The 18,265-nt window shown below is 59.1% G+C and carries 21 protein-coding genes; 8 read left to right on the top strand and 13 right to left on the bottom strand.

Features of this window, described 5'->3' with window-relative positions; genetic code table 11:
• Window positions 1-73 precede the first annotated feature (73 nt).
• Window positions 74-616 (bottom strand): exonuclease domain-containing protein, encoded by a 543-nt coding sequence (locus RYA97_RS04745; RefSeq protein WP_005744336.1) that lies wholly within the window; start codon window positions 614-616, stop codon window positions 74-76.
• A gap of 249 nt (window positions 617-865) precedes the next feature.
• Here RYA97_RS04745 and RYA97_RS04740 point away from each other — a divergent pair, with 249 nt between their 5' ends.
• Window positions 866-1,702, top strand: a complete 837-nt coding sequence (locus RYA97_RS04740; RefSeq protein WP_005782951.1) for a substrate-binding periplasmic protein — start codon at window positions 866-868, stop codon at window positions 1,700-1,702.
• A 36-nt stretch (window positions 1,703-1,738) separates the two neighbouring features.
• Here the strand turns inward: RYA97_RS04740 and RYA97_RS04735 are convergent, their stop codons facing one another.
• Window positions 1,739-1,906, bottom strand: a complete 168-nt coding sequence (locus tag RYA97_RS04735; protein ID WP_002552826.1) for a DUF2897 family protein — start codon at window positions 1,904-1,906, stop codon at window positions 1,739-1,741.
• Window positions 1,907-2,025: 119 nt separating this feature from the next.
• A complete protein-coding gene (gene eat, locus RYA97_RS04730) occupies window positions 2,026-3,390 on the bottom strand; it encodes an ethanolamine permease (protein WP_005782953.1) in 1,365 nt (454 codons plus the stop codon).
• Between the two features lie 291 nt (window positions 3,391-3,681).
• On the opposite strand from eat, the gene pyrF reads away from it, so the two are divergent.
• Window positions 3,682-4,380 carry an orotidine-5'-phosphate decarboxylase gene (gene pyrF, locus RYA97_RS04725; RefSeq protein ID WP_031599498.1) on the top strand — a complete coding sequence of 233 codons (699 nt, stop codon included), beginning with the start codon at window positions 3,682-3,684 and terminating at the stop codon, window positions 4,378-4,380.
• Between the two features lie 67 nt (window positions 4,381-4,447).
• Here pyrF and RYA97_RS04720 read toward each other — a convergent pair whose 3' ends face one another.
• Entirely contained in the window at window positions 4,448-5,455 is a 1,008-nt protein-coding gene (locus RYA97_RS04720; RefSeq protein ID WP_010197167.1) for an NADP-dependent oxidoreductase, read from the bottom strand.
• A gap of 231 nt (window positions 5,456-5,686) precedes the next feature.
• On the opposite strand from RYA97_RS04720, the gene RYA97_RS04715 reads away from it, so the two are divergent.
• Window positions 5,687-6,622 (top strand): LD-carboxypeptidase, encoded by a 936-nt coding sequence (locus RYA97_RS04715; RefSeq protein WP_316891971.1) that lies wholly within the window; start codon window positions 5,687-5,689, stop codon window positions 6,620-6,622.
• 30 nt (window positions 6,623-6,652) lie between these two features.
• Here RYA97_RS04715 and RYA97_RS04710 read toward each other — a convergent pair whose 3' ends face one another.
• Together RYA97_RS04710 and RYA97_RS04705 are read right to left on the bottom strand one after the other, a co-directional pair.
• A complete protein-coding gene (locus RYA97_RS04710; protein ID WP_046832702.1) occupies window positions 6,653-7,846 on the bottom strand; it encodes a benzoate/H(+) symporter BenE family transporter in 1,194 nt (397 codons plus the stop codon).
• 116 nt (window positions 7,847-7,962) lie between these two features.
• Window positions 7,963-8,433: a MarR family transcriptional regulator gene (locus tag RYA97_RS04705; RefSeq protein ID WP_004658431.1), complete on the bottom strand. Its 471-nt coding sequence runs from the start codon at window positions 8,431-8,433 to the stop codon at window positions 7,963-7,965.
• Between the two features lie 82 nt (window positions 8,434-8,515).
• Between RYA97_RS04705 and RYA97_RS04700 the strand changes: the two genes are divergently transcribed.
• The 3 genes from RYA97_RS04700 to RYA97_RS04690 are packed head-to-tail and all read left to right on the top strand — an operon-like array spanning window position 8,516 to window position 10,740.
• Complete coding sequence (locus RYA97_RS04700) at window positions 8,516-9,682, top strand: PLP-dependent aminotransferase family protein (protein WP_005782957.1); 1,167 nt, start codon at window positions 8,516-8,518, stop codon at window positions 9,680-9,682.
• 38 nt (window positions 9,683-9,720) lie between these two features.
• Window positions 9,721-10,323: a glutathione S-transferase family protein gene (locus RYA97_RS04695; RefSeq protein ID WP_002552833.1), complete on the top strand. Its 603-nt coding sequence runs from the start codon at window positions 9,721-9,723 to the stop codon at window positions 10,321-10,323.
• 30 nt (window positions 10,324-10,353) lie between these two features.
• The gene (locus RYA97_RS04690; RefSeq protein ID WP_005782962.1) at window positions 10,354-10,740 is read left to right on the top strand and encodes a lysozyme inhibitor LprI family protein; all 387 of its coding nucleotides are present in this window, start codon (window positions 10,354-10,356) and stop codon (window positions 10,738-10,740) included.
• A 21-nt stretch (window positions 10,741-10,761) separates the two neighbouring features.
• Here the strand turns inward: RYA97_RS04690 and RYA97_RS04685 are convergent, their stop codons facing one another.
• From RYA97_RS04685 to RYA97_RS04665, 5 genes are all read right to left on the bottom strand, one after another.
• Complete coding sequence (locus RYA97_RS04685) at window positions 10,762-11,139, bottom strand: glutathione S-transferase N-terminal domain-containing protein (protein WP_004658436.1); 378 nt, start codon at window positions 11,137-11,139, stop codon at window positions 10,762-10,764.
• A gap of 75 nt (window positions 11,140-11,214) precedes the next feature.
• Window positions 11,215-11,760, bottom strand: a complete 546-nt coding sequence (gene folE, locus RYA97_RS04680) for a GTP cyclohydrolase I FolE (RefSeq protein WP_002552836.1) — start codon at window positions 11,758-11,760, stop codon at window positions 11,215-11,217.
• Between the two features lie 448 nt (window positions 11,761-12,208).
• Complete coding sequence (locus RYA97_RS04675) at window positions 12,209-12,766, bottom strand: Smr/MutS family protein (protein WP_005755898.1); 558 nt, start codon at window positions 12,764-12,766, stop codon at window positions 12,209-12,211.
• Between the two features lie 45 nt (window positions 12,767-12,811).
• Complete coding sequence (locus tag RYA97_RS04670; protein ID WP_002552838.1) at window positions 12,812-13,129, bottom strand: hypothetical protein; 318 nt, start codon at window positions 13,127-13,129, stop codon at window positions 12,812-12,814.
• Window positions 13,130-13,283: 154 nt separating this feature from the next.
• Window positions 13,284-13,874, bottom strand: a complete 591-nt coding sequence (locus RYA97_RS04665; RefSeq protein ID WP_002552839.1) for a cysteine hydrolase family protein — start codon at window positions 13,872-13,874, stop codon at window positions 13,284-13,286.
• Window positions 13,875-14,136: 262 nt separating this feature from the next.
• Here RYA97_RS04665 and prmB point away from each other — a divergent pair, with 262 nt between their 5' ends.
• A complete protein-coding gene (prmB, locus tag RYA97_RS04660; protein WP_005744348.1) occupies window positions 14,137-15,045 on the top strand; it encodes a 50S ribosomal protein L3 N(5)-glutamine methyltransferase in 909 nt (302 codons plus the stop codon).
• A 44-nt stretch (window positions 15,046-15,089) separates the two neighbouring features.
• On the opposite strand, the gene RYA97_RS04655 is transcribed toward prmB, so the two are convergent.
• Entirely contained in the window at window positions 15,090-15,893 is an 804-nt protein-coding gene (locus tag RYA97_RS04655) for a hypothetical protein (RefSeq protein ID WP_004665837.1), read from the bottom strand.
• Window positions 15,894-15,994: 101 nt separating this feature from the next.
• The gene (locus tag RYA97_RS04650; protein ID WP_002552842.1) at window positions 15,995-17,023 is read right to left on the bottom strand and encodes an alpha/beta hydrolase; all 1,029 of its coding nucleotides are present in this window, start codon (window positions 17,021-17,023) and stop codon (window positions 15,995-15,997) included.
• Between the two features lie 141 nt (window positions 17,024-17,164).
• On the opposite strand from RYA97_RS04650, the gene aroC reads away from it, so the two are divergent.
• A complete protein-coding gene (aroC, locus tag RYA97_RS04645; protein ID WP_316891970.1) occupies window positions 17,165-18,256 on the top strand; it encodes a chorismate synthase in 1,092 nt (363 codons plus the stop codon).
• Window positions 18,257-18,265: the final 9 nt, after the last annotated feature.

Raw genomic sequence — 18,265 nt, 5'->3', positions numbered from 1 at the left:
TATGCCCAACACGGTAAAACTCGTCACGCTCCTTGCAAGTCGACGCTGAACAAACGACGACGTGCAGCGAGATTCAATTAGGCAGTATCAACGGCAAGAGCCGGGCGGTATTGCGTGCATCAACCAGTGCCCGGTGTTGCTGACCTGTGAATTGCATGCCTGCCAGTTGCAGGGCGCTGTTCAGGCCCATCGGCTTTTGTAACTGACGGGCCTGGGCGAATCGCTGTTTGAGGTTGACGTGCGGCATGCTCGACAGTGCGCTGTCGAGGCGATGGTAGCGCCATTCCTCTTCCAGTTGCTGGCGGTCGTAATCCCCCCAGCTGGCCCATCCCAGCACGCGGGCACGGTGATGGCTCAGCCAGCGCTCGAACTGAGGCCACACGGTCGTCAGGGGCGCAGCGCTGTCGATACTGCTTTGATTGATATGGGTCAGCTCTCGGCAAAAATGAGTCAGCACAGGCCTGCGTGCGGGGCGTACGAAGCGCTCGAAATGGTCCAGCTCGCGCCCGTCCTGATTGACCAGCGTCGCGCCTATTTCGATGACTTCCATTTCTGCGACCGGCCAGCCACCTTCTTCGGTGGTAGCCTCCAGATCAATCACCAGCCAATGCGGCATCATCAAGCTCCCTTACGATAGTCAATGGCTTCAGCGTAGCCAGATTAGCCTGTTGCGCCCACGCTTGAGGCTGCGCCGACAATATCGTTTTTACAACTGCCCTTACAGTGACCGCTGCTAATTGCATTGGTGCCTCACGCGAGTTCATCGCAGCGGTGCACAATAGTAACCACTGTGAGCAATGCTGACGCCGTTGATTTGACAGTTGTTTAAATCATGGAAACCGCATAGCGTGGAGGGCTTTGATTGATGTCGTGTTTTATGAAAAAATTTGCAGTATTAATTGATGGCGTCGCGCGGACGTTCGCCACAGGCCTTCTGCTCTTTGTGCCGTTCATGGCAACGTCCCAAGTCTATGCCGCGCAGGTCGTGCGGGTGGCCGCCGTGCATTTCCCTCCGTATATGGTCCGCCCTGAAAAAGGCGAAGACGCCGGTCTGTTGCCCAAGCTGATCGATGCCCTGAATGCCGAGCAGGACGATTACGAGTTTGTGATGATCCCCACCTCCGTGCCCCGGCGTTTTCGTGACTTCGCGGAAGGGCGTTTCGATGTTGCGATCTTCGAGAACCCTGACTGGGGCTGGAAGGACATTGCGCACGAAACCGTCGATCTGGGCCTTGAAGATGCCGAGGTCTATGTAGCAAGGCGGGTCGAAGGGCGTGATCAGAATTACTTCAATGATCTGTCTGACAAACGTCTGGCGTTGTTCAGTGGTTACCATTATGGATTTGCCAACTTCAATACCGATCAGAAGTACTTGAGTGAGCACTTCAATGTGACCTCCACCTATTCTCACGACAGTAATCTATTGATGGTGGTGCGCAATCGGGCGGATATCGCGCCTGTTACCCGTTCCTATCTGATTGATTTTATGGCACATAACAAAGATGAAGCGGCGCAGTTAATGGTCTCCGAACGCGTTGATCAGATCTACCGTCAATACGCGTTGTTGCGCCCCAATGGCAACATTGATGTTCCACACTTCAAAGCGCTGCTGGAGAAGTTACGCGCGGACGGCGAGTTGGAGACGATCTTTCAGCCGCTTCATATCAAGGTGCTTTCGGTCAGCGCAGAGATCGGGAAATAGGCAGGGGCAGGTTTTCAGCCTGCCACCCGGACTTATTTAACGGTCCTTGGCTTCCTTGGCATCCATTTCTGCATTGCGCTCATGGACGCGCTTGAGCTGTTCTTCGGTGAGGGGCAATTTCTTGGCTGTATCGCGCAGCATCATAAGACCGCCGACGATCGAGCCGATGGCTACGAGCAGAATTAACCAGGCATACCAGGGCATAGCGCTCTCCTTGTTGTGATACCGGTTTGAGCAGCGAGGCTGCTCAATGGTTCAAGTGTATGCGCCCTGATCGGGTTGCGTGCAAAACCCTTTGCACGCAACCCCGGAAAGTCTCTGAATTATTGCCCGGTCAGCATCGCGTCGGTCGGTGCATCGGCGCGCGATTTGGCGGTCAGGCTGAAGTAGATAAAACCTATGGCCATCAGCCCGAGGAAAATCAGGCCGATCAGCATGTTGAACCAGGCCATTGCCACCAGACACACGATTGCCAGAGCCAGCGCAATGCCGGGCACCACCGGGTAGCCTGGCGCGCGGAAGCTGCGCTCAAGGTCAGGCTCGATCTTGCGCAGCTTGAACAGGCTGAGCATGCTCATGATGTACATGACGATAGCGCCGAAAACAGCCATGGTGATCATCGCGGCGGTGAGTGTCATGCCGCTCAGGTTGACTAGGCCATCGCTGTAGATGGCGGCGATGCCGATCAGGCCACCTGCGATGATCGCCCGGTGCGGTGTCTGAAAGCGTGACAGCTTGGCCAGCGAGGCAGGCAGGTAACCGGCACGGGCGAGGGCGAAGAACTGGCGCGAGTAACCCATGATGATGCCGTGGAAGCTGGCGACCAGACCGAACAGGCCGATCCACACCAGCATGTGCAGCCAGCCGGAGCTGTCACCGACCACGGCTTTCATTGCTTGCGGCAGTGGGTCGTTGATGTTGGCCAGGGTGCGCCAGTCACCCACGCCACCGGCAAACAGCATGACGCCGATCGCCAGTATCACCAAGGTCAGAATGCCGCTGATGTAGGCCTTCGGGATGGTGCGTTTCGGGTCCTTGGCTTCTTCGGCGGCCATTGCAGCGCCTTCAATGGCCAGGAAGAACCAGATCGCAAAGGGGATGGCGGCGAACATGCCGGCAATCGCTTCCGGCCCGAAGGTCTGGGAACCGGCCCAGCCGTTGAGGGCGAAGTTGCTGAAGCTGAATGCAGGTGCGACCACCCCCATGAACACCAGCAGCTCGGCCACGGCGAGAATGCACACGACCAGCTCAAAGGTTGCTGCCAGCTTTACGCCCACGATGTTGAGTGCCATGAACACGATGTAAGCGCCGACAGCCGCATGCTTAGGGTCAAGCCCCGGGTATTGCACGTTAAGGTACGCACCGATTGCCATGGCAATGGCCGGTGGCGCGAATACGAATTCGATCAGCGTGGCCATACCGGCGATCAGCCCGCCTTTTTCGCCAAAGGCGCGGCGGCTATAGGCAAATGGGCCGCCCGCGTGCGGGATGGCCGTAGTGAGCTCGGTAAAGCTGAAGATGAAGCAGGTGTACATGGTCGCAACCATCAAGGCTGTTACCAAAAAGCCCAGTGTACCCGCCACGCCCCAGCCGTAACTCCAGCCAAAGTACTCGCCGGAAATCACCAGCCCGACAGCGATCCCCCATAGATGAATCGTGCCCAGCGTTGGCTTGAGTTGCGTGCTCATGGTCATCTCCCTGAGATTCGGTAATCGTTGAAACATCCTGTTGCAGAGGCCGTGCCAGTGCACTGATCATTGTCGTGTTGCTTCAAAACGGGTCGTTTACAGAACGCTGCAGTGAACCGATTCATCGGGTTGTGCAGGTTTGGTGCAGGCCATCGAAGCAGTGGTCGCTGCGGGTGCAGGGAATCATGACTTTTTATGGACGCGACTGGCTAAATGCCGATCTACGGGTCCCGTCTGCTCGCCGGTTCGGCTACAATGCGCGCCGATTTCGACTTACCTGAGACCACGCTCATGTCCGCCTGCCAGACTCCCGTCATCGTCGCCCTGGATTTTCCGACCCGTGAAGCCGCCTTGCGTTTGGCTGATCAGCTCGATCCCAAACTGTGCAGGGTCAAGGTCGGCAAGGAGCTGTTCACCAGTTGTGCGGCCGATATCGTCGAGACCCTGCGCAACAAGGGTTTCGAGGTGTTTCTTGATCTCAAATTCCACGATATCCCCAATACCACGGCGATGGCGGTCAAGGCCGCTGCCGAGATGGGCGTATGGATGGTCAACGTGCACTGTTCAGGCGGGCTACGCATGATGACGGCCTGCCGCGAAGTCCTCGAGCAGCGCAGCGGTCCTCAGCCACTGCTGATTGGCGTGACCGTTCTGACCAGCATGGAGCGGGAAGACCTTGCCGGTATCGGCCTGGATATTGATCCGCAGGTGCAGGTGCTGCGCCTTGCAGCGCTGGCCGAGAAGGCCGGTATGGACGGTCTGGTCTGTTCGGCGCTGGAAGCGCAGGCCCTGAAAGCGGCTCACCCGTCGTTGCAACTGGTGACGCCCGGTATCCGCCCGGCGGGCAGTGCGCAGGACGATCAGCGGCGCATTCTGACCCCGCGCCAGGCCCTGGATGCCGGCTCCGATTACCTCGTTATCGGCCGCCCGATCAGCCAGGCAGCTGACCCGGCGAAGGCCCTGGCTGCAGTGGTTGCCGAGCTGGCTTAAGCGGACGGACGCACAGCGTCGCGCAAGGCACCCCACGCCGAAGCGTGAGGTGTCCGGTCCGCGGGCTTTATTCCACTTTCAAGATCAGCTTGCCCTGGTTCTCACCGCTGAACAGCATCTGGAAGGTCTCCGGGAAAGTCTCGAGACCGTCGACGATATGCTCCTTGCTCTTGAGCTTGCCTTCCTTGATCCAGCCCGCCATCACCTCACCGGCTTCAGCGAAGCGCTCGGGGTGGTCCAGTACGATGAAGCCTTCCATGCGTGCACGGTTGACCAGCAGTGACATGTAGTTGGCCGGGCCTTTGATCGCCGTGGTGTTGTTGTACTGACTGATGGCACCGCAGATCACCACGCGCGCGCCGACCGCCAGCTGGCTGAGCGCCGCGTCCAGAATGTCGCCGCCAACGTTGTCGAAGTACACGTTCACGCCATCCGGACAGTGGCGCTTCAAACCATCCATAACGTCTTCGGACTTATAGTCGATGGCTGCATCGAAGCCCAGTTCTTCGGTCAGTAAACGGCATTTTTCTGCGCCTCCTGCGATGCCGACAACCCGGCAGCCCTTGAGCTTGGCAATTTGTCCGGCGACGCTGCCGACAGCACCCGCTGCACCGGAAATCACTACGGTATCACCGCTTTTTGGCTGGCCGACATCCAGCAGCGCCAGGTAGGCAGTCATGCCGGTCATGCCCAGAGCAGACAGATAAAGCGGTAGCGGGGCAAGGCTGGTATCGACCTTGTAAAAGCCTTTTGGCTCGCCCACGAAGTAATCCTGAACGCCAAGTGCGCCTTGCAGATGGTCGCCTACGGCAAATTTCGGGTTTTTCGATTCGAGCACTTCGCCTACGCCCAGGGCGCGCATCACTTCGCCCAGCTTTACGGCCGGAATGTAGGATTTTCCGTCATTCATCCAGCCACGCATCGCCGGGTCCAGCGACAGGTATTTGTTCCTGACCAGTATCTGGCCTTCGGCAAGTGCGGTAACCGGAGCCTCTTGATAGGTGAAGTCTTCACGGCGCACATCGCCCGACGGACGCTTGGCGAGCAGGAACTGGCGGTTGGAAAGATCAGTCATGGCAGGGTCTCCAGAAAATGGTTCAAAGATGGATTCAAACGCTCGCCGCGTTGCTCAGGCAAGAAGCGATCATCAAGCGAATGCTGTTTGATCCATGTGATTGATAGGAGTCCGATGCGGCTTTGGCGTTCAGACGGATCTGCAGATGACGCAGGCTGAATGCCGATAGGGCTTGAGTCACTTACGCCGGTGCTCTAGATTCATCGCTCGACAAACGTCTGGATAACCGTAATGCCAGCTACTTCTCCACAGACGCTTCACCCTCAGGTCCTGCGTGCTGGCGACGCCGTGGCGTTGGTATCGCCTGCCGGGCCTGTTGACCCCGGCAAAATCGACGCTGCGGTCGCGGTACTCAAGGGGTGGGGGCTGCGTCCGCGTGTCTATCCGCATGCACTGGGCAAATACTCATTCTATTCGGGAACCGACGAGGAGCGGCTTGCTGACCTTAACGCCGCACTGGCTGATCCGGAGATCCGTGCGGTCATTTGCAACCGCGGCGGCTATGGCGTGCAGCGAATTGTCCAGCAGGTGGATATGGACGCTGTGCGTCGTGACCCCAAGCTGGTGACCGGCTTTTCCGATATCACCGCACTGCATGGTGCGCTATGGAACCATGCGCGTCTGGCCACTATTCATGGCCCGGTCGCCTCGCAGCTGGAACGCGGTGGCCTGTTCGTCAGCGGCATGCACCATGTGCTGATGAGTACCGAGCCGGTATTGCTCAAGGCCGATCATGCCTCACCAACGGCGAAGGTCAGAACCGGCGGCAGCGCGCAGGGCCTGTTGCTGGGCGGCAATCTGTGCATCCTCGATACCTCGGTGGGTACGCCGTTCATGCCCGACATGACCGGTGCGATTTTGCTCATCGAAGAGGTCAACGAACCGGCCTATCGGGTTGACCGCATGCTGACCCATCTGGGTAACTGCGGCATCCTTGCGCGTCTGGCGGGTGTCGCGGTGGGCGAGTTCACCCCGGCCGCGAACACCGGCGGCACCATCAGCCCCGCCGATGTGCTGCTGGAACGGCTGGGCAGTATGGGCATTCCGGTGCTGGGCGGCTTGCCGGTAGGGCATGGAGATCTCAATCAGGCCGTGCCCTTGGGAACGCAGGCAATACTCGATGCAGATGCCGGAACCTTGCTGGTGTCAGCCACTGCCCGTAGTTGATCGTTCTTATGACGTGGGCTTGAGGCAGGCTTATCCGGCCTTGCGTGCATTGAGAATCAGCATGGTCAGCAGGCCCGCAACAATGCCCCAGAATGCCGAACCTATGGAAAACAGCGTCAGCCCTGAGGCCGTCACCATAAACGTGATAAGAGCGGGTTCGCGCTCGCGGGGCTCGGCCATGGCCACGGTCAGGCCATTGGTGATCGAACCGAGCAGCGCCAGTGCGGCAATCGAGATCATCAGCTCCGTGGGGAACGCACTGAGCAGACCTGCCAGCGTGGCGCCGAAAATCCCGGCGATTGCGTAGAAAATCCCGGCCCAGATCGCCGCTGTGTAGCGTTTGGACTCGTCTTCGTGCGCATGAGGGCTGGTACAGATGGCGGCGCTGATGGCGGCCAGGTTGATGCCGTGGCAGCCGAACGGTGCGGTAAGCAAAGAAGCAAAGCCTGTTACCGATATCAGCGGTGAGGTAGGCGGGTAGTAACCGTCGGCTCGCAACACCGCCACACCCGGCATGTTCTGTGAGGTCATGGCCACCACGAACAGCGGAATGCCGATGCTGACCGTCGCGGCCCAGGAAAACTCGGGAGTGGTCCAGACCGGCATGGCGACTTGCAGCGCCAGACCGCTGAAGTTCAGCAAGCCCAGCGCGCCCGATATCCCGATGCCGACCAGCAGTGCGAGCAGCACCGAGTAGCGTGGGGAAAGACGCTTCACCACCAGATACGTGAAAAACATGCCCAACACCAGGCCGGTGCGGTGCTGGGCGGCGATGAAGATTTCACTGCCGATCCTGAACAGGATTCCCGCCAGCAAGGCCGCAGCCAGCGAGGCTGGCAAACGCCGCACGATACGTTCGAAGCTGCCCGTTACGCCGCACAGGATGACCAGCAGCGCGCTGGTCATGAACGCGCCAATCGCCTGCGGGTATGCCACACCACCCAGACTGGTGATCAGCAGTGCGGCACCGGGTGTGGACCACGCGACAGTAATCGGCATGCGGTAGCGCAACGAAAGGCCGATGCTGCACACCGCCATGCCCATGAACAACGCCCACAGCCAGGATGAGATCTGCACGCTGCTCAGCCCCGCCGCCTGTCCGGCCTGAAACATCAGCACCAGTGAGCTGGTGCAGCCAGTCATCATAGCAATGAAGCCGGCAACCACCGCAGACGGCGATGAGTCGGTCAGCGGGCGCAATGGTGCCTTGAGGGTTTCGTTCATGCAGGGCGTTCCTTGAAGCGGGCAGGTAGCAAAGGACGCCAAGCCTAAACGCATGACCGCTCGGCTTTACGATACAGCGATATGAGTAAATGCCAGCACAGTTGCGACAGTGGTATTTATTCGACGTCAGTCCCGATTGGACACGCACCGGATTGCAGTGTCTGGCCCAGCGCCAGGTTGACTGTCATCCAGCCATCCACCGCTTCCTGACCCGCTTCGGCGAACACGCGTTGCAGCAGCTTGACCTGTTCACGCCGCAACGCCTGCTCGAAACGGGCGCCTTCATCGGTGAGCCCGAGTAGTCGTTTGCGTTTGTCGGTTTCCGGGGCGGTGCTGTGTACCAGGTCCATGCCGATCAGTTGGCGCAACGGGGCATTGAGCGCCTGCTTGCTCACGCCCAATACCGTGAGCAGTTCCTTGACGCTCAGTTCGGGATAGCGAGCGATGAAAAATACAATGCGCTGATGCACGCGACTGAAGCCGCGCTTGGCCAGCATTTCATCAGCCTTGGCGGTGAAAGCCTGATAGCCGAAGAAGAAGGCTTCCATGGCCATTTGTTGATTGGCAGGTTTTTTTAAGTCAAGCATGTTGACGTATCCGGGGTGGGCGTCGTAATTTGAGTCAACAAGTTTGACTTATTTTCCTTCGTCTCGGCTACAGGTAAGTGCCATGGCTTTTTCCGAACGCGTTTCCCGTCTGAAAAGTTCTCTGATTCGCGAGATCCTCGCCGCCGCTCAGCGCCCGCAAGTGATGTCGTTCGCCGGTGGCCTGCCTGCCGAGTCGATGCTGCCCAAAGTCGAGTGGGCTGACATGCCTGTTTCTCTGGGCCAGTACGGCATGAGCGAGGGCGAACCTGCGCTGCGCGAAGCGCTGGCTGCCGACGCCCGCGCCCTGGGTATTGCTTGCGATGCCAGTCAGGTCATGGTGGTCAGTGGTTCTCAACAGACGCTGGACCTTGCGGCCAAGCTCTACATCGACAAAGGCACCGAGATTCTGCTTGAAGCACCCACCTACCTGGCGGCGCTGCAGATATTTCAGCTGTTTGGTGCCGACTGCATCACCGTGCCCCTGCAGGCCGAAGGCCCGGACCTGATTACCATGCGCCAGCGCCTGGAGCAGCACAGGCCCGCATTCGCCTACCTGATCCCGACGTTCCAGAACCCCTCGGCAGTGCGCTACAGCCAGGCCAGCCGCGATGCGGTTGCGGCTTTGCTTGACGAGTTCGGCGTCACGTTGATCGAGGATGAGCCGTACCGCGAGTTGAGTTTTGACGGCGGCAGTGCCAGGCCGATTGTCAGCGGCCTGAAGACAGCAAGCTGGATCTACACCGGCACGGTCTCCAAAACGCTATTGCCCGGCCTGCGTGTAGGTTATCTGATCGCCAGTCCCGATCTGTTTCCGCACCTGTTGCGCCTGAAGCAGTCCGCCGATCTACATACCAATCGCCTTGGCCAATGGCAGGCCTTGCAGTGGATTGGCACTGAGCACTATCGTGAACATCTGCTGACGCTGTGCGAGTTCTACCGTGGTCGCCGGGATGCATTCGAGGATGCCTTGCAGACGCATTTTTCAGACTTGGCCGAGTGGAACAGCCCGCAAGGTGGATTGTTCTTCTGGCTGACCCTGAAACAGCCGCTGGACACCCGTACCTTGCTGGATGCCGCGTTGGCGCAGGACGTCGCGTTCATGCCGGGCGAACCTTTTTTTGCTGACCCGGACGCCAATCACGGCCATCTGCGCCTCAATTTCAGTCATATCGACCCGGCGCGTCTGAATGAAGGCATAAAACGACTGGCGTCCGTGGTCCGTGCGGCACAGAATCTGAAAGCCGCTTGATCAGAGCCGGCAATACAGGCATATCGAGGGAGCAGGCGATGTACAAGGTTTATGGCGATTACAACTCGGGCAACTGCTACAAGGTCAAGTTGATGCTTAACCTGTTGGGCAGTGAGTACGAGTGGGTGCCGGTCGATATTCTTAATGGCGAAACCCAGACCCCGGCTTTTCTGGAGAAGAACCCAAACGGCAAGATCCCCGTGTTGGAACTGGAAGACGGCACTTGCCTATGGGAGTCCAATGCGATTCTCAATTTTCTGGCTGATGGTTCCAGGTATCTTCCGAGCGAACCGCGGCTGCGCACCCAGGTTCTGCAATGGCAGTTTTTCGAGCAGTACAGCCATGAGCCGTCGGTGGCGGTTGCCCGCTTCATCCAGTTCTATCTGGGCTTGCCGGCTGAACGCATGACCGAGTATCGGGCCATGCAGAAATCCGGTTATCGAGCGCTGGCGGTCATGGAGCAGCAGCTTGATCGCACACCGTTTCTGGTCGGTGAGAATTTCTCCATCGCCGATATCGCCCTGTACGCCTATACCCATGTCGCTCATCAGGGCGGTTTCGATCTGGCACCTTACACCGGAATTCGGCGCTGGCTGGATCGGGTCAAGGCGCAACCGGGTTATGTCGGTATGCTGGATTGATGCACCCATTGGCTGAATAAAAGGAAATTTATGCGTGTTTCAATAGCACTTCTGGCCGCTTTCATCGCGCTGGGTATCGGCTGCTCGGCACAGGCTCAGGATTGCGATGCCAATCAGGCCAGCATGAATCAGTGTGCTGCCAATGAGCTGTCGGCGCTCGATGCTGATCTCAACAAGCAGTACAAGGCGCAGATGACGTGGCTGAAGACGCCGGCTAAAAAGCAGGCGTTCAAGGATGCACAACTGAAGTGGATAGCCCTGCGTGACGCCGATTGCCTGTATCAGGCTGGCAAGCCCGAGGATTCAGGCTCCATATGGCCGTTGCTGCAATCGCAATGCCTGGCTGACCAGACCCGCGTGCGCCTCAAGCAATTGCAAGCCTATGTCGCCTGCCGCGAGGAAGGTTGCCCGCGTTGAGGCACGTCGGGCACGAGGTGTTCAGATCGCGCCGAACCGCTGATTCAGGTAGTCGATAATGACCTTGGATTCGTACATCCAAACGGTTTTGTCGCCTTCTTCGATTCGCAGGCAAGGCACTTTGATTTTGCCGCCCTCGTTAAGCAGCGTCTGACGGTCAAGCTCGTTGTTCTTCGCATCGCGCAAAGCGACAGGAACATTGAGACGGTGCAGGGTGCGACGGGTTTTCACGCAGAACGGGCAGGCGTGGAACTGGTACAGCGTCAGGTCTTGAGCCGCCTCAGCGACAGCCGCCTGGGCCTGCGGATCGCGCTTTTTCCTGCTCGGGCGGGTCAGGAAGTCGATACCGATGACGAGCTGGCCAAGGCCGACTCTTAACGCTTTCATGAACACGGTCATACCTCTTGCGGACAGTGGCGAAAATCGGCCGGACGTTCAGCGTGCGCCAGGGCACGTGAACGCTGGCTGAACGGGTCACTTGATCAGGCTGAGAAACTCACTGCGAGTGGCAGCATTTTCACGGAATTCGCCGAGCATCACTGACGTGATCATGGCCGAGTTCTGCTTCTCGACACCGCGCATCATCATGCACATGTGCTTGGCTTCGATCACCACCGCCACACCCAGTGCACCGGTAACCTGCTGGATGGCCTCGGCGATCTGACGGCTGAGGTTTTCCTGGATCTGCAGACGGCGGGCGTACATATCAACGATCCGCGCCACCTTCGACAGGCCCAGCACCTTGCCGTTGGGAATGTAGGCGACATGTGCCTTGCCAATGAACGGCAGCAGATGATGCTCACAGAGCGAGTACAGCTCGATGTCCTTGACCATGACCATTTCACTGGCATCGGAGCTGAACAGCGCGCCGTTGGTGACTTCTTCCAGCGTTTGCGCGTAACCGCGACACAGGTACTGCATGGCCTTGGCGGCGCGTTTGGGGGTGTCCAGCAGACCTTCGCGCGAGACGTCCTCGCCCAATTGCCCGAGTATGGCGGTGTAATTCTGTTCCAGTGTCACAGGGGTGTGTTTCCGTGTGGGTTTCGATGGGTGCGAGGGCAGGCCCGTCGCCGACGGCGCACATAGTAACTTACGCAAGAGTGCGGGTGCACGGCAGCGCTGCAAATCAACCGGGCGTTATGCGTTTTGTATCGTAGCGCTTACACGTTGGCGACCAGATCGCTACCCACTTCCCCGGTGCGGCGCTGTCTGACTGTGCAGGTTATTAATCAATTGCCTGTCGAGAGAGTGAATCCGGATGTTGAGTCGAGTAGCAAAAATAGCGTTGTTCGCAATCGTACTGTCGTCGGTTTCCGGCTGCTGGCCGTTTTGGCCTGGTCCGGGCGGACATGGCGGCGGCGGTGGCCATCATGAAGGGGGTGGACCTGGTGGCCCCGGCGGTCCTGGCCCGCGCTGAGTAATACGCCGGGCAGCAGATTGCTGTCCGGCAAGAGGGGCGCGAGGAGGATTACTCGTCGCGTCCTTCCATCATGGTGCGTCTGAGTATCACGTACACCGCACCCGCACCGCCATGTTTGGCCAGGCATGAACAAAAGCCCAGTACCTGCGAATGCTGACGCAGCCAGGTGTTGACGTGGCTCTTGATCATGGGGCGCTTGCCGTCGAGGCGTACCGCCTTGCCGTGGGTGACACGTACGCAGCGTATTTCCAGTCGAGTCGCTTCAGCCAGAAACTCCCACAGCGTCTCACGCGCCACTTCCACGCTCATGCCGTGTAAGTCCAGGCTGCCTTCGAAGCTGATCTGCCCGAGTTTGAGCTTGCGCATCTGGCCTTCCTGCACGCCGTCGCGCGACCAGCTCAGGATATCTTCCGGACCGACATCGATCACGAATTGATCCGACAAGCCGTCGACGGTCACCGAATCGGTGCGCACAGTCGCCGACTGACGCAGGCGGGCCAGCATTTTTCGATCGGTCTTGGGTTTGCCGACATCGGCGTGTTCATGCTTGAGCGGCTTTACGCCGCGCGTTTCGCTTCTGAACAGGGAAAAATCGTCGTCTTGCATGGGGCCTCCGCGAAGGAAGCCATTCTAACCGTTCAAGCGCCAGGGTCAGTTGTGTTTTTTCATCAGGTGAGCCGAGATACTCAAGCCGCTAGCACTGCGTTGACGGCGGCAGCGGCGCCATAGCCAGACACCCAGATAAAGCACCAGCAACCCGCCGACGGCGACAAATGCGGCGCCTCCAGGGCTGGCATTCAGCTCCCCGAGCATCTGCGGGTGAACGGTCAGGCTGGAAACTCCGGCAACGGTCAGCAACACGCCTGACGCTAAAAGAAGCAGCGCGATCAGCGTACCGATGCGTTTGCCCCAGTTGCCCTGACCCCTGGGGCGCAGGCGACGTGCATCGAAACCATCTGACGTTTTCATGCCTTTTCCTCAATAGGTATCGGCTCAATGGAGTATCGGCGCTGTGACCCGGAGAAGAAGGGGTGGTTCCCGCCTCCGGGATGATACGAGCCGGCAAGGGATAGGCGGTTATGTGAATACGCCCACACAACCACTCGTTCCGGCGCAGATCAGATCAGATCAGGTCTTTGGTCAGCGCCAGTGTGGCGAAGTTGTCGGCCATGATCGCCATCTCGGTTCTATGCACCACCTGCGCGCTGACGACGCCGTGCGGGCTCGGCAAGTCGCGGGTTGCGCAGGCATCGTCGACCAGTGTGCAGCGATAACCATAGTCCTTGGTAGCGCGAACCGTGGTGCTGATGCTCGAGTGGCTCATGAAGCCGCAGACGATCAGGTCCAGATGACCCAGCTTTTGCAGAAGATCATGCAGCCCGGTGCCGTTGAAAGCGTTGGGCAGGCGTTTTTCGACCAGATGTTCGTCGTCCTTCGGCAACAGCTCCGGCACCAGTTGACCGCGCTCGCCCTGTGGGTCGAACAGGCCGCCCACAGTGCCCAGATGGCGAATATGAACAATCGGGCACTTGACCGCACGGGCCTTCTCGACCAATTGGCAGATGTTGGCCAGGGCTTCGTCGACGCCTGTCAGGGCCAGCGGGCCGCTGAGGTATTCTTTCTGGGCATCGATGATGATCAGCGTCGCATTGCTCAAATTGGCGGGCGCATGCACCCGGCCGCTGAGTTGGAACATGGTCTTTAAATCGGACATTCACGGGCTCCTTGGTGTGGGGCTTTTGTGACATTGTCCTCTGGCTGAGGCGTTCTGGGAATGGCAACCATCGCAAGCCACGGTTTTTATGGCCTGCAGGGCAGTTGGCGGTGGGGGTGGCTGGCGGTTTGCCTTGATGGCAGTACGCGAATCATGGAAACTTCCATGCCTATCGGGTACGAAGAATGTGCATTGTTCGGAACCAGACTTTTCACCGTGGCTCGTCTTACAGCAGCTCGTCGCCTTTCCAAGGAGTTTGTCCATGATCACTTCCCGTTTGCGTACCGTGCGCGACCATATACGGTGGGCCGTCAGCCGCTTTCACGAGGAAGACGTATTTTTCGGTCATGGCACCGACAATGCCTGGGATGAAGCGCGGCAGTTGGTGCTGGGCGCATTGCATCTGCCTTGGGAAATCGCCGACAGCTACCTGGATTGCCGCCTGGAAGTCGATGAAATATCCGAACTGCAACGCCTGATCAAACGCCGAATCGATGACCGTGTGCCAACGCCGTATCTGCTGGGCGAAGCCTGGTTTTGCGGTATGTCGTTCATTGTCGATGACCGTGTATTGATCCCGCGTTCACCTATTGCCGAGCTGATCGAAGAGCGTTTCGCGCCCTGGCTGGCCAACGAACCAGCCCGGATTCTGGACCTGTGCACCGGCTCCGGTTGCATCGGTATCGCCTGTGCCGAGGTGTTTCCCGAAGCCGAGGTGGCCCTGGCCGACTTGTCCTACGACGCACTGGAGGTGGCTAACCAGAACATCGAGCGTCACGGTATGGAGGATCACGTCTACACCGTGCAGGGCGACGGGTTCGACGGTTTGCCGGGGCAGCGCTTCGACCTGATCGTGTCCAACCCGCCCTATGTGGACGCCGAAGACTTTGCCGACATGCCCGACGAGTATCAGCATGAGCCTGAGCTGGCGCTGGCCTGTGGCAGCGATGGTCTGAACCTGGTACGCCGTATGCTTGCGCAGGCAGCCGATCACCTGAACGAGAAAGGCTTGCTGATCGTCGAAGTAGGCAACAGCCAGGTACACGTGCAGGCGCTGTACCCGGAAGTCGATTTCGCCTGGCTGGATTTCCAGCGCGGTGGTCACGGGGTGTTCATGCTCACAGCAGAACAGTGCCGCAACCATCAGGCGTTGTTCCAGTCGAAGGTTTGATAGGGAAGACTGAGAGAAGGGGGAGCTGAGATCAGCTCCTTTTTTTATCGGTGGGTCGCGATCCAGATCAACAGTCCCGCCTGAAACACCGCGAAGGTCACCAGGCAGGCAATCGTGAAGCGCAGACCGGCGTCCTCGCGCTTGTACTTGCCGACACGGTCCTCGTGCTGGCGAATGGTCACTTCCTGTTCGATCAGGTTCTTCTCGGCCTTTTCCAGCATTTGCGAGGCTTCGAGAATTTCGATGATCTGCACCTTGTCGTTGTTCCAGGTGCTGTGCAGGTTGCCGACGTGTACGTCCTTGATGGTGCCTTTCATGTGCTGGGCATCGGCGTACGCTACTTCAAAACCCAAGGTGCGCAGAAAGTGGTCACGACGCAGGCGTGTGTCTTCGTTCAGGCCGTCCTTGCTCGCCAGCGCTACGCCTTCAATCTTGTAGGATGACCATCTTTTCTGCGCCCAATGCACGGCATGGGCGATCATGAAACGACCGATGCCGCGGTTCCACGGCTCGATCTGCAAGCCTGATTCGGGACCGAAGCGCACAGTGCGCTTTTCGTGATCGGCCCAGACATCCAGATTGTTCTGCTCCTTGCGGACCCGTTGGCCTGGCAGCTGCACATTGATGCGCAGCAGGCTCAATTCCTTGCTGTGCCGCTCGGCACGACCAAACTGCACAAAACGCAAGGGCCGTCCGCCGGTGGCGCGGTCGGTAGGCTGTGGTGCCAGACGCAACATCTGAAAGTTCTCGGGCAGAACGTCTTCCCACGGCTGCGGCGGTGCCTGAACCTCGGCTTCTACGCTTTCGGGTGCTGCAGTGGTTTCAGTCATGATATTCGCGTCAGTCATAATGGTGTCCTTTCCTGGGCCTTGCACCGGGATACTTGCAACGGAACAAGAAGCCAGCAAACCGCTATCGGCCAGATATCCGAAGACTGAAGGGTTTGCAATTATCTGACGTCAGATTTTTTTCCTGGTTGGGGCAGGGCCTTGATGAAGGCCAGGATCCGCTTGGTCACTTCACTGGCCAGCGGCTGGGTCGGGTTGCGGTAGGACAACAACTGCTGCTGTAAGTCGTCTGGCACGATACGCAGCACATGATTCATTCCGTCGATCAGGGCCAGTTCGGCATCCGGTCTGGCTTTTTGCAGCAGCAGGGCATCGCCCACGCCCACCTGAATGTCGTTGCGCCCCTGAACGATGAGCGCCGGAATGTGCACTGCAGCGAAGGCTGCGGCGGGGTCCTGGCGAAACAGCGAGATCAGATACGGCTGGACACTGGGGCGAAATACCACTTCCAGCTCGGCGGGCACGTTGTCGTCGGTCTTGCCCGCCTTCAGTTCATCGAGCAACTGATTGCTGCGTTGCAGCAGATCCGGTGGCAAGCGCTCCTGAAATTGTTCGCGCAGCACCTGATCGACAGGCCGTCCGGTGCCCGCCACGGAAATCAGCGCCGCTGCACCCACTTTTTCAGCCGCCAGCGTCGCCACCAGCGCACCCTCGCTGTGGCCCAGAAGAATCAGCTGGCCAAGGCGCGGGTTGGCTTTGAGCGCTCTGGCCCAGAGTTGAACATCGGCCACGTAGCGCTCGACGCTCAGGTTGCGTTCATCCGGCGTGACTGCCTTGCTGGCTGCGACGCCGCGTTTGTCGTAGCGCACGCTGGCGATATTGTTTTTAGCCAGAACCACCGCCAGGCGTTTCATGCTGTCGTTGCGTCCACCCTCAGGGTTGTTGCCGTCGCGGTCGGTGGGGCCGGAACCGGCGATGATCAGCACCACCGGGACCGGTTTGTCCGAACGGGGCATCAGCAGAGTGCCGTACAGTTTGCCGTTTTCGGTATCCACCGTGATCGGCCGCTGCACCACGCTGGGCGCCGCAGCACTGGCTGTTCCGGCGATTAGGCTCAGGGTCAATGTTATCGGCAGGGCCAGCAGACGCAGCGCGTTTGGTACTCGAAGCAGGGAATTACCGGATAACATCGCAAGGCCATCATGGGGAGAGTCTCGCTTGGACGCGCGGCGTGACAGAAGGTTCGAGGATGAACTGAACCGCGAGCCTGCGTATACTGGCGCGCTTGGTTTAACGATCTGGTTTTTTGGCTGATTTTTCGGAGCGCCCGCATGTCCGGCAACACTTTCGGCAAGCTGTTCACTGTCACCACTGCCGGCGAAAGCCACGGCCCGGCGCTGGTCGCTATCGTCGACGGCTGCCCGCCGGGGCTGGAGCTGGACCTGCAAGACCTGCAGCGTGATCTGGACCGGCGCAAGCCAGGCACCAGCCGTCATACCACGCAGCGTCAGGAGGCCGATGAGGTCGAGATCCTGTCTGGCGTCTTCGAGGGCAAAACCACCGGTGCCTCCATAGGCCTGCTGATCCGCAACACAGACCAGAAGTCCAAGGACTATTCGGCCATCAAGGACCTGTTCCGTCCGGCCCATGCCGATTACACCTACCACCACAAGTACGGTATTCGCGATTACCGCGGCGGCGGCCGCAGTTCGGCACGGGAAACCGCCATGCGCGTGGCAGCGGGGGCGATTGCCAAGAAATACCTGGCAACCCAGGGCATCGTCATTCGCGGCTACATGAGCCAGCTGGGCCCGATCCAGATCCCGTTCAAGACCTGGGATTCGGTCGAAGACAACGCGTTTTTCTGCCCCGACCCTGACAAGGTGCTGGAACTGGAAGCCTACATGGACCAGCTGCGACGTGATCAGGACTCGGTCGGGGCGAAAATAACGGTAGTGGCCGAAGGCGTAATGCCCGGCCTCGGCGAGCCGATCTTTGATCGTCTGGACGCCGAGCTGGCACACGCGCTGATGAGCATCAATGCGGTCAAGGGCGTGGAGATCGGTGCCGGTTTCGACTGCGTTGCACAGCGCGGCACCGAGCACCGCGACGAGATGACCCCACAGGGTTTCCTGTCCAATCAGGCGGGCGGCATTCTTGGCGGCATTTCCTCCGGCCAGCCGATCATTGCGCATCTGGCGCTCAAACCAACCTCCAGCATCACCACGCCGGGGCGTTCGATCGATACCGATGGCAACGCGGCTGACGTCATCACCAAAGGCCGGCACGACCCGTGTGTCGGCATTCGCGCCACGCCAATTGCCGAGGCGATGATGGCCATCGTGTTGCTTGATCATCTGCTGCGTCATCGCGGTCAGAACGCCGATGTCAGCGTCAACACGCCTGTGCTGGGACAGTTGTAATGCGCGCTG

Source organism: Pseudomonas syringae group sp. 26L6, assembly GCF_032587815.1.
GTDB classification, from domain to species: Bacteria; Pseudomonadota; Gammaproteobacteria; order Pseudomonadales; family Pseudomonadaceae; genus Aquipseudomonas; species Aquipseudomonas amygdali.
The sequence above is the reverse complement of the archived record's forward strand: the minus strand, read 5'-3'. Positions and strand labels throughout refer to the sequence as shown.

What these genes read in the sequence shown, in the direction of transcription:
- RYA97_RS04745 (WP_005744336.1), bottom strand. Translation starts at nt 616, where the DNA reads ATGCCGCATTGGCTGGTGATTGATCTGGAGGCTACCACCGAAGAAGGT.
- RYA97_RS04740 (WP_005782951.1), top strand. Translation starts at nt 866, where the DNA reads ATGTCGTGTTTTATGAAAAAATTTGCAGTATTAATTGATGGCGTCGCG.
- RYA97_RS04735 (WP_002552826.1), bottom strand. Translation starts at nt 1,906, where the DNA reads ATGCCCTGGTATGCCTGGTTAATTCTGCTCGTAGCCATCGGCTCGATC.
- eat (WP_005782953.1), bottom strand. Translation starts at nt 3,390, where the DNA reads ATGAGCACGCAACTCAAGCCAACGCTGGGCACGATTCATCTATGGGGG.
- pyrF (WP_031599498.1), top strand. Translation starts at nt 3,682, where the DNA reads ATGTCCGCCTGCCAGACTCCCGTCATCGTCGCCCTGGATTTTCCGACC.
- RYA97_RS04720 (WP_010197167.1), bottom strand. Translation starts at nt 5,455, where the DNA reads ATGACTGATCTTTCCAACCGCCAGTTCCTGCTCGCCAAGCGTCCGTCG.
- RYA97_RS04715 (WP_316891971.1), top strand. Translation starts at nt 5,687, where the DNA reads ATGCCAGCTACTTCTCCACAGACGCTTCACCCTCAGGTCCTGCGTGCT.
- RYA97_RS04710 (WP_046832702.1), bottom strand. Translation starts at nt 7,846, where the DNA reads ATGAACGAAACCCTCAAGGCACCATTGCGCCCGCTGACCGACTCATCG.
- RYA97_RS04705 (WP_004658431.1), bottom strand. Translation starts at nt 8,433, where the DNA reads ATGCTTGACTTAAAAAAACCTGCCAATCAACAAATGGCCATGGAAGCC.
- RYA97_RS04700 (WP_005782957.1), top strand. Translation starts at nt 8,516, where the DNA reads ATGGCTTTTTCCGAACGCGTTTCCCGTCTGAAAAGTTCTCTGATTCGC.
- RYA97_RS04695 (WP_002552833.1), top strand. Translation starts at nt 9,721, where the DNA reads ATGTACAAGGTTTATGGCGATTACAACTCGGGCAACTGCTACAAGGTC.
- RYA97_RS04690 (WP_005782962.1), top strand. Translation starts at nt 10,354, where the DNA reads ATGCGTGTTTCAATAGCACTTCTGGCCGCTTTCATCGCGCTGGGTATC.
- RYA97_RS04685 (WP_004658436.1), bottom strand. Translation starts at nt 11,139, where the DNA reads ATGACCGTGTTCATGAAAGCGTTAAGAGTCGGCCTTGGCCAGCTCGTC.
- RYA97_RS04675 (WP_005755898.1), bottom strand. Translation starts at nt 12,766, where the DNA reads ATGCAAGACGACGATTTTTCCCTGTTCAGAAGCGAAACGCGCGGCGTA.
- RYA97_RS04670 (WP_002552838.1), bottom strand. Translation starts at nt 13,129, where the DNA reads ATGAAAACGTCAGATGGTTTCGATGCACGTCGCCTGCGCCCCAGGGGT.
- RYA97_RS04665 (WP_002552839.1), bottom strand. Translation starts at nt 13,874, where the DNA reads ATGTCCGATTTAAAGACCATGTTCCAACTCAGCGGCCGGGTGCATGCG.
- prmB (WP_005744348.1), top strand. Translation starts at nt 14,137, where the DNA reads ATGATCACTTCCCGTTTGCGTACCGTGCGCGACCATATACGGTGGGCC.
- RYA97_RS04655 (WP_004665837.1), bottom strand. Translation starts at nt 15,893, where the DNA reads ATGACTGACGCGAATATCATGACTGAAACCACTGCAGCACCCGAAAGC.
- RYA97_RS04650 (WP_002552842.1), bottom strand. Translation starts at nt 17,023, where the DNA reads ATGTTATCCGGTAATTCCCTGCTTCGAGTACCAAACGCGCTGCGTCTG.
- aroC (WP_316891970.1), top strand. Translation starts at nt 17,165, where the DNA reads ATGTCCGGCAACACTTTCGGCAAGCTGTTCACTGTCACCACTGCCGGC.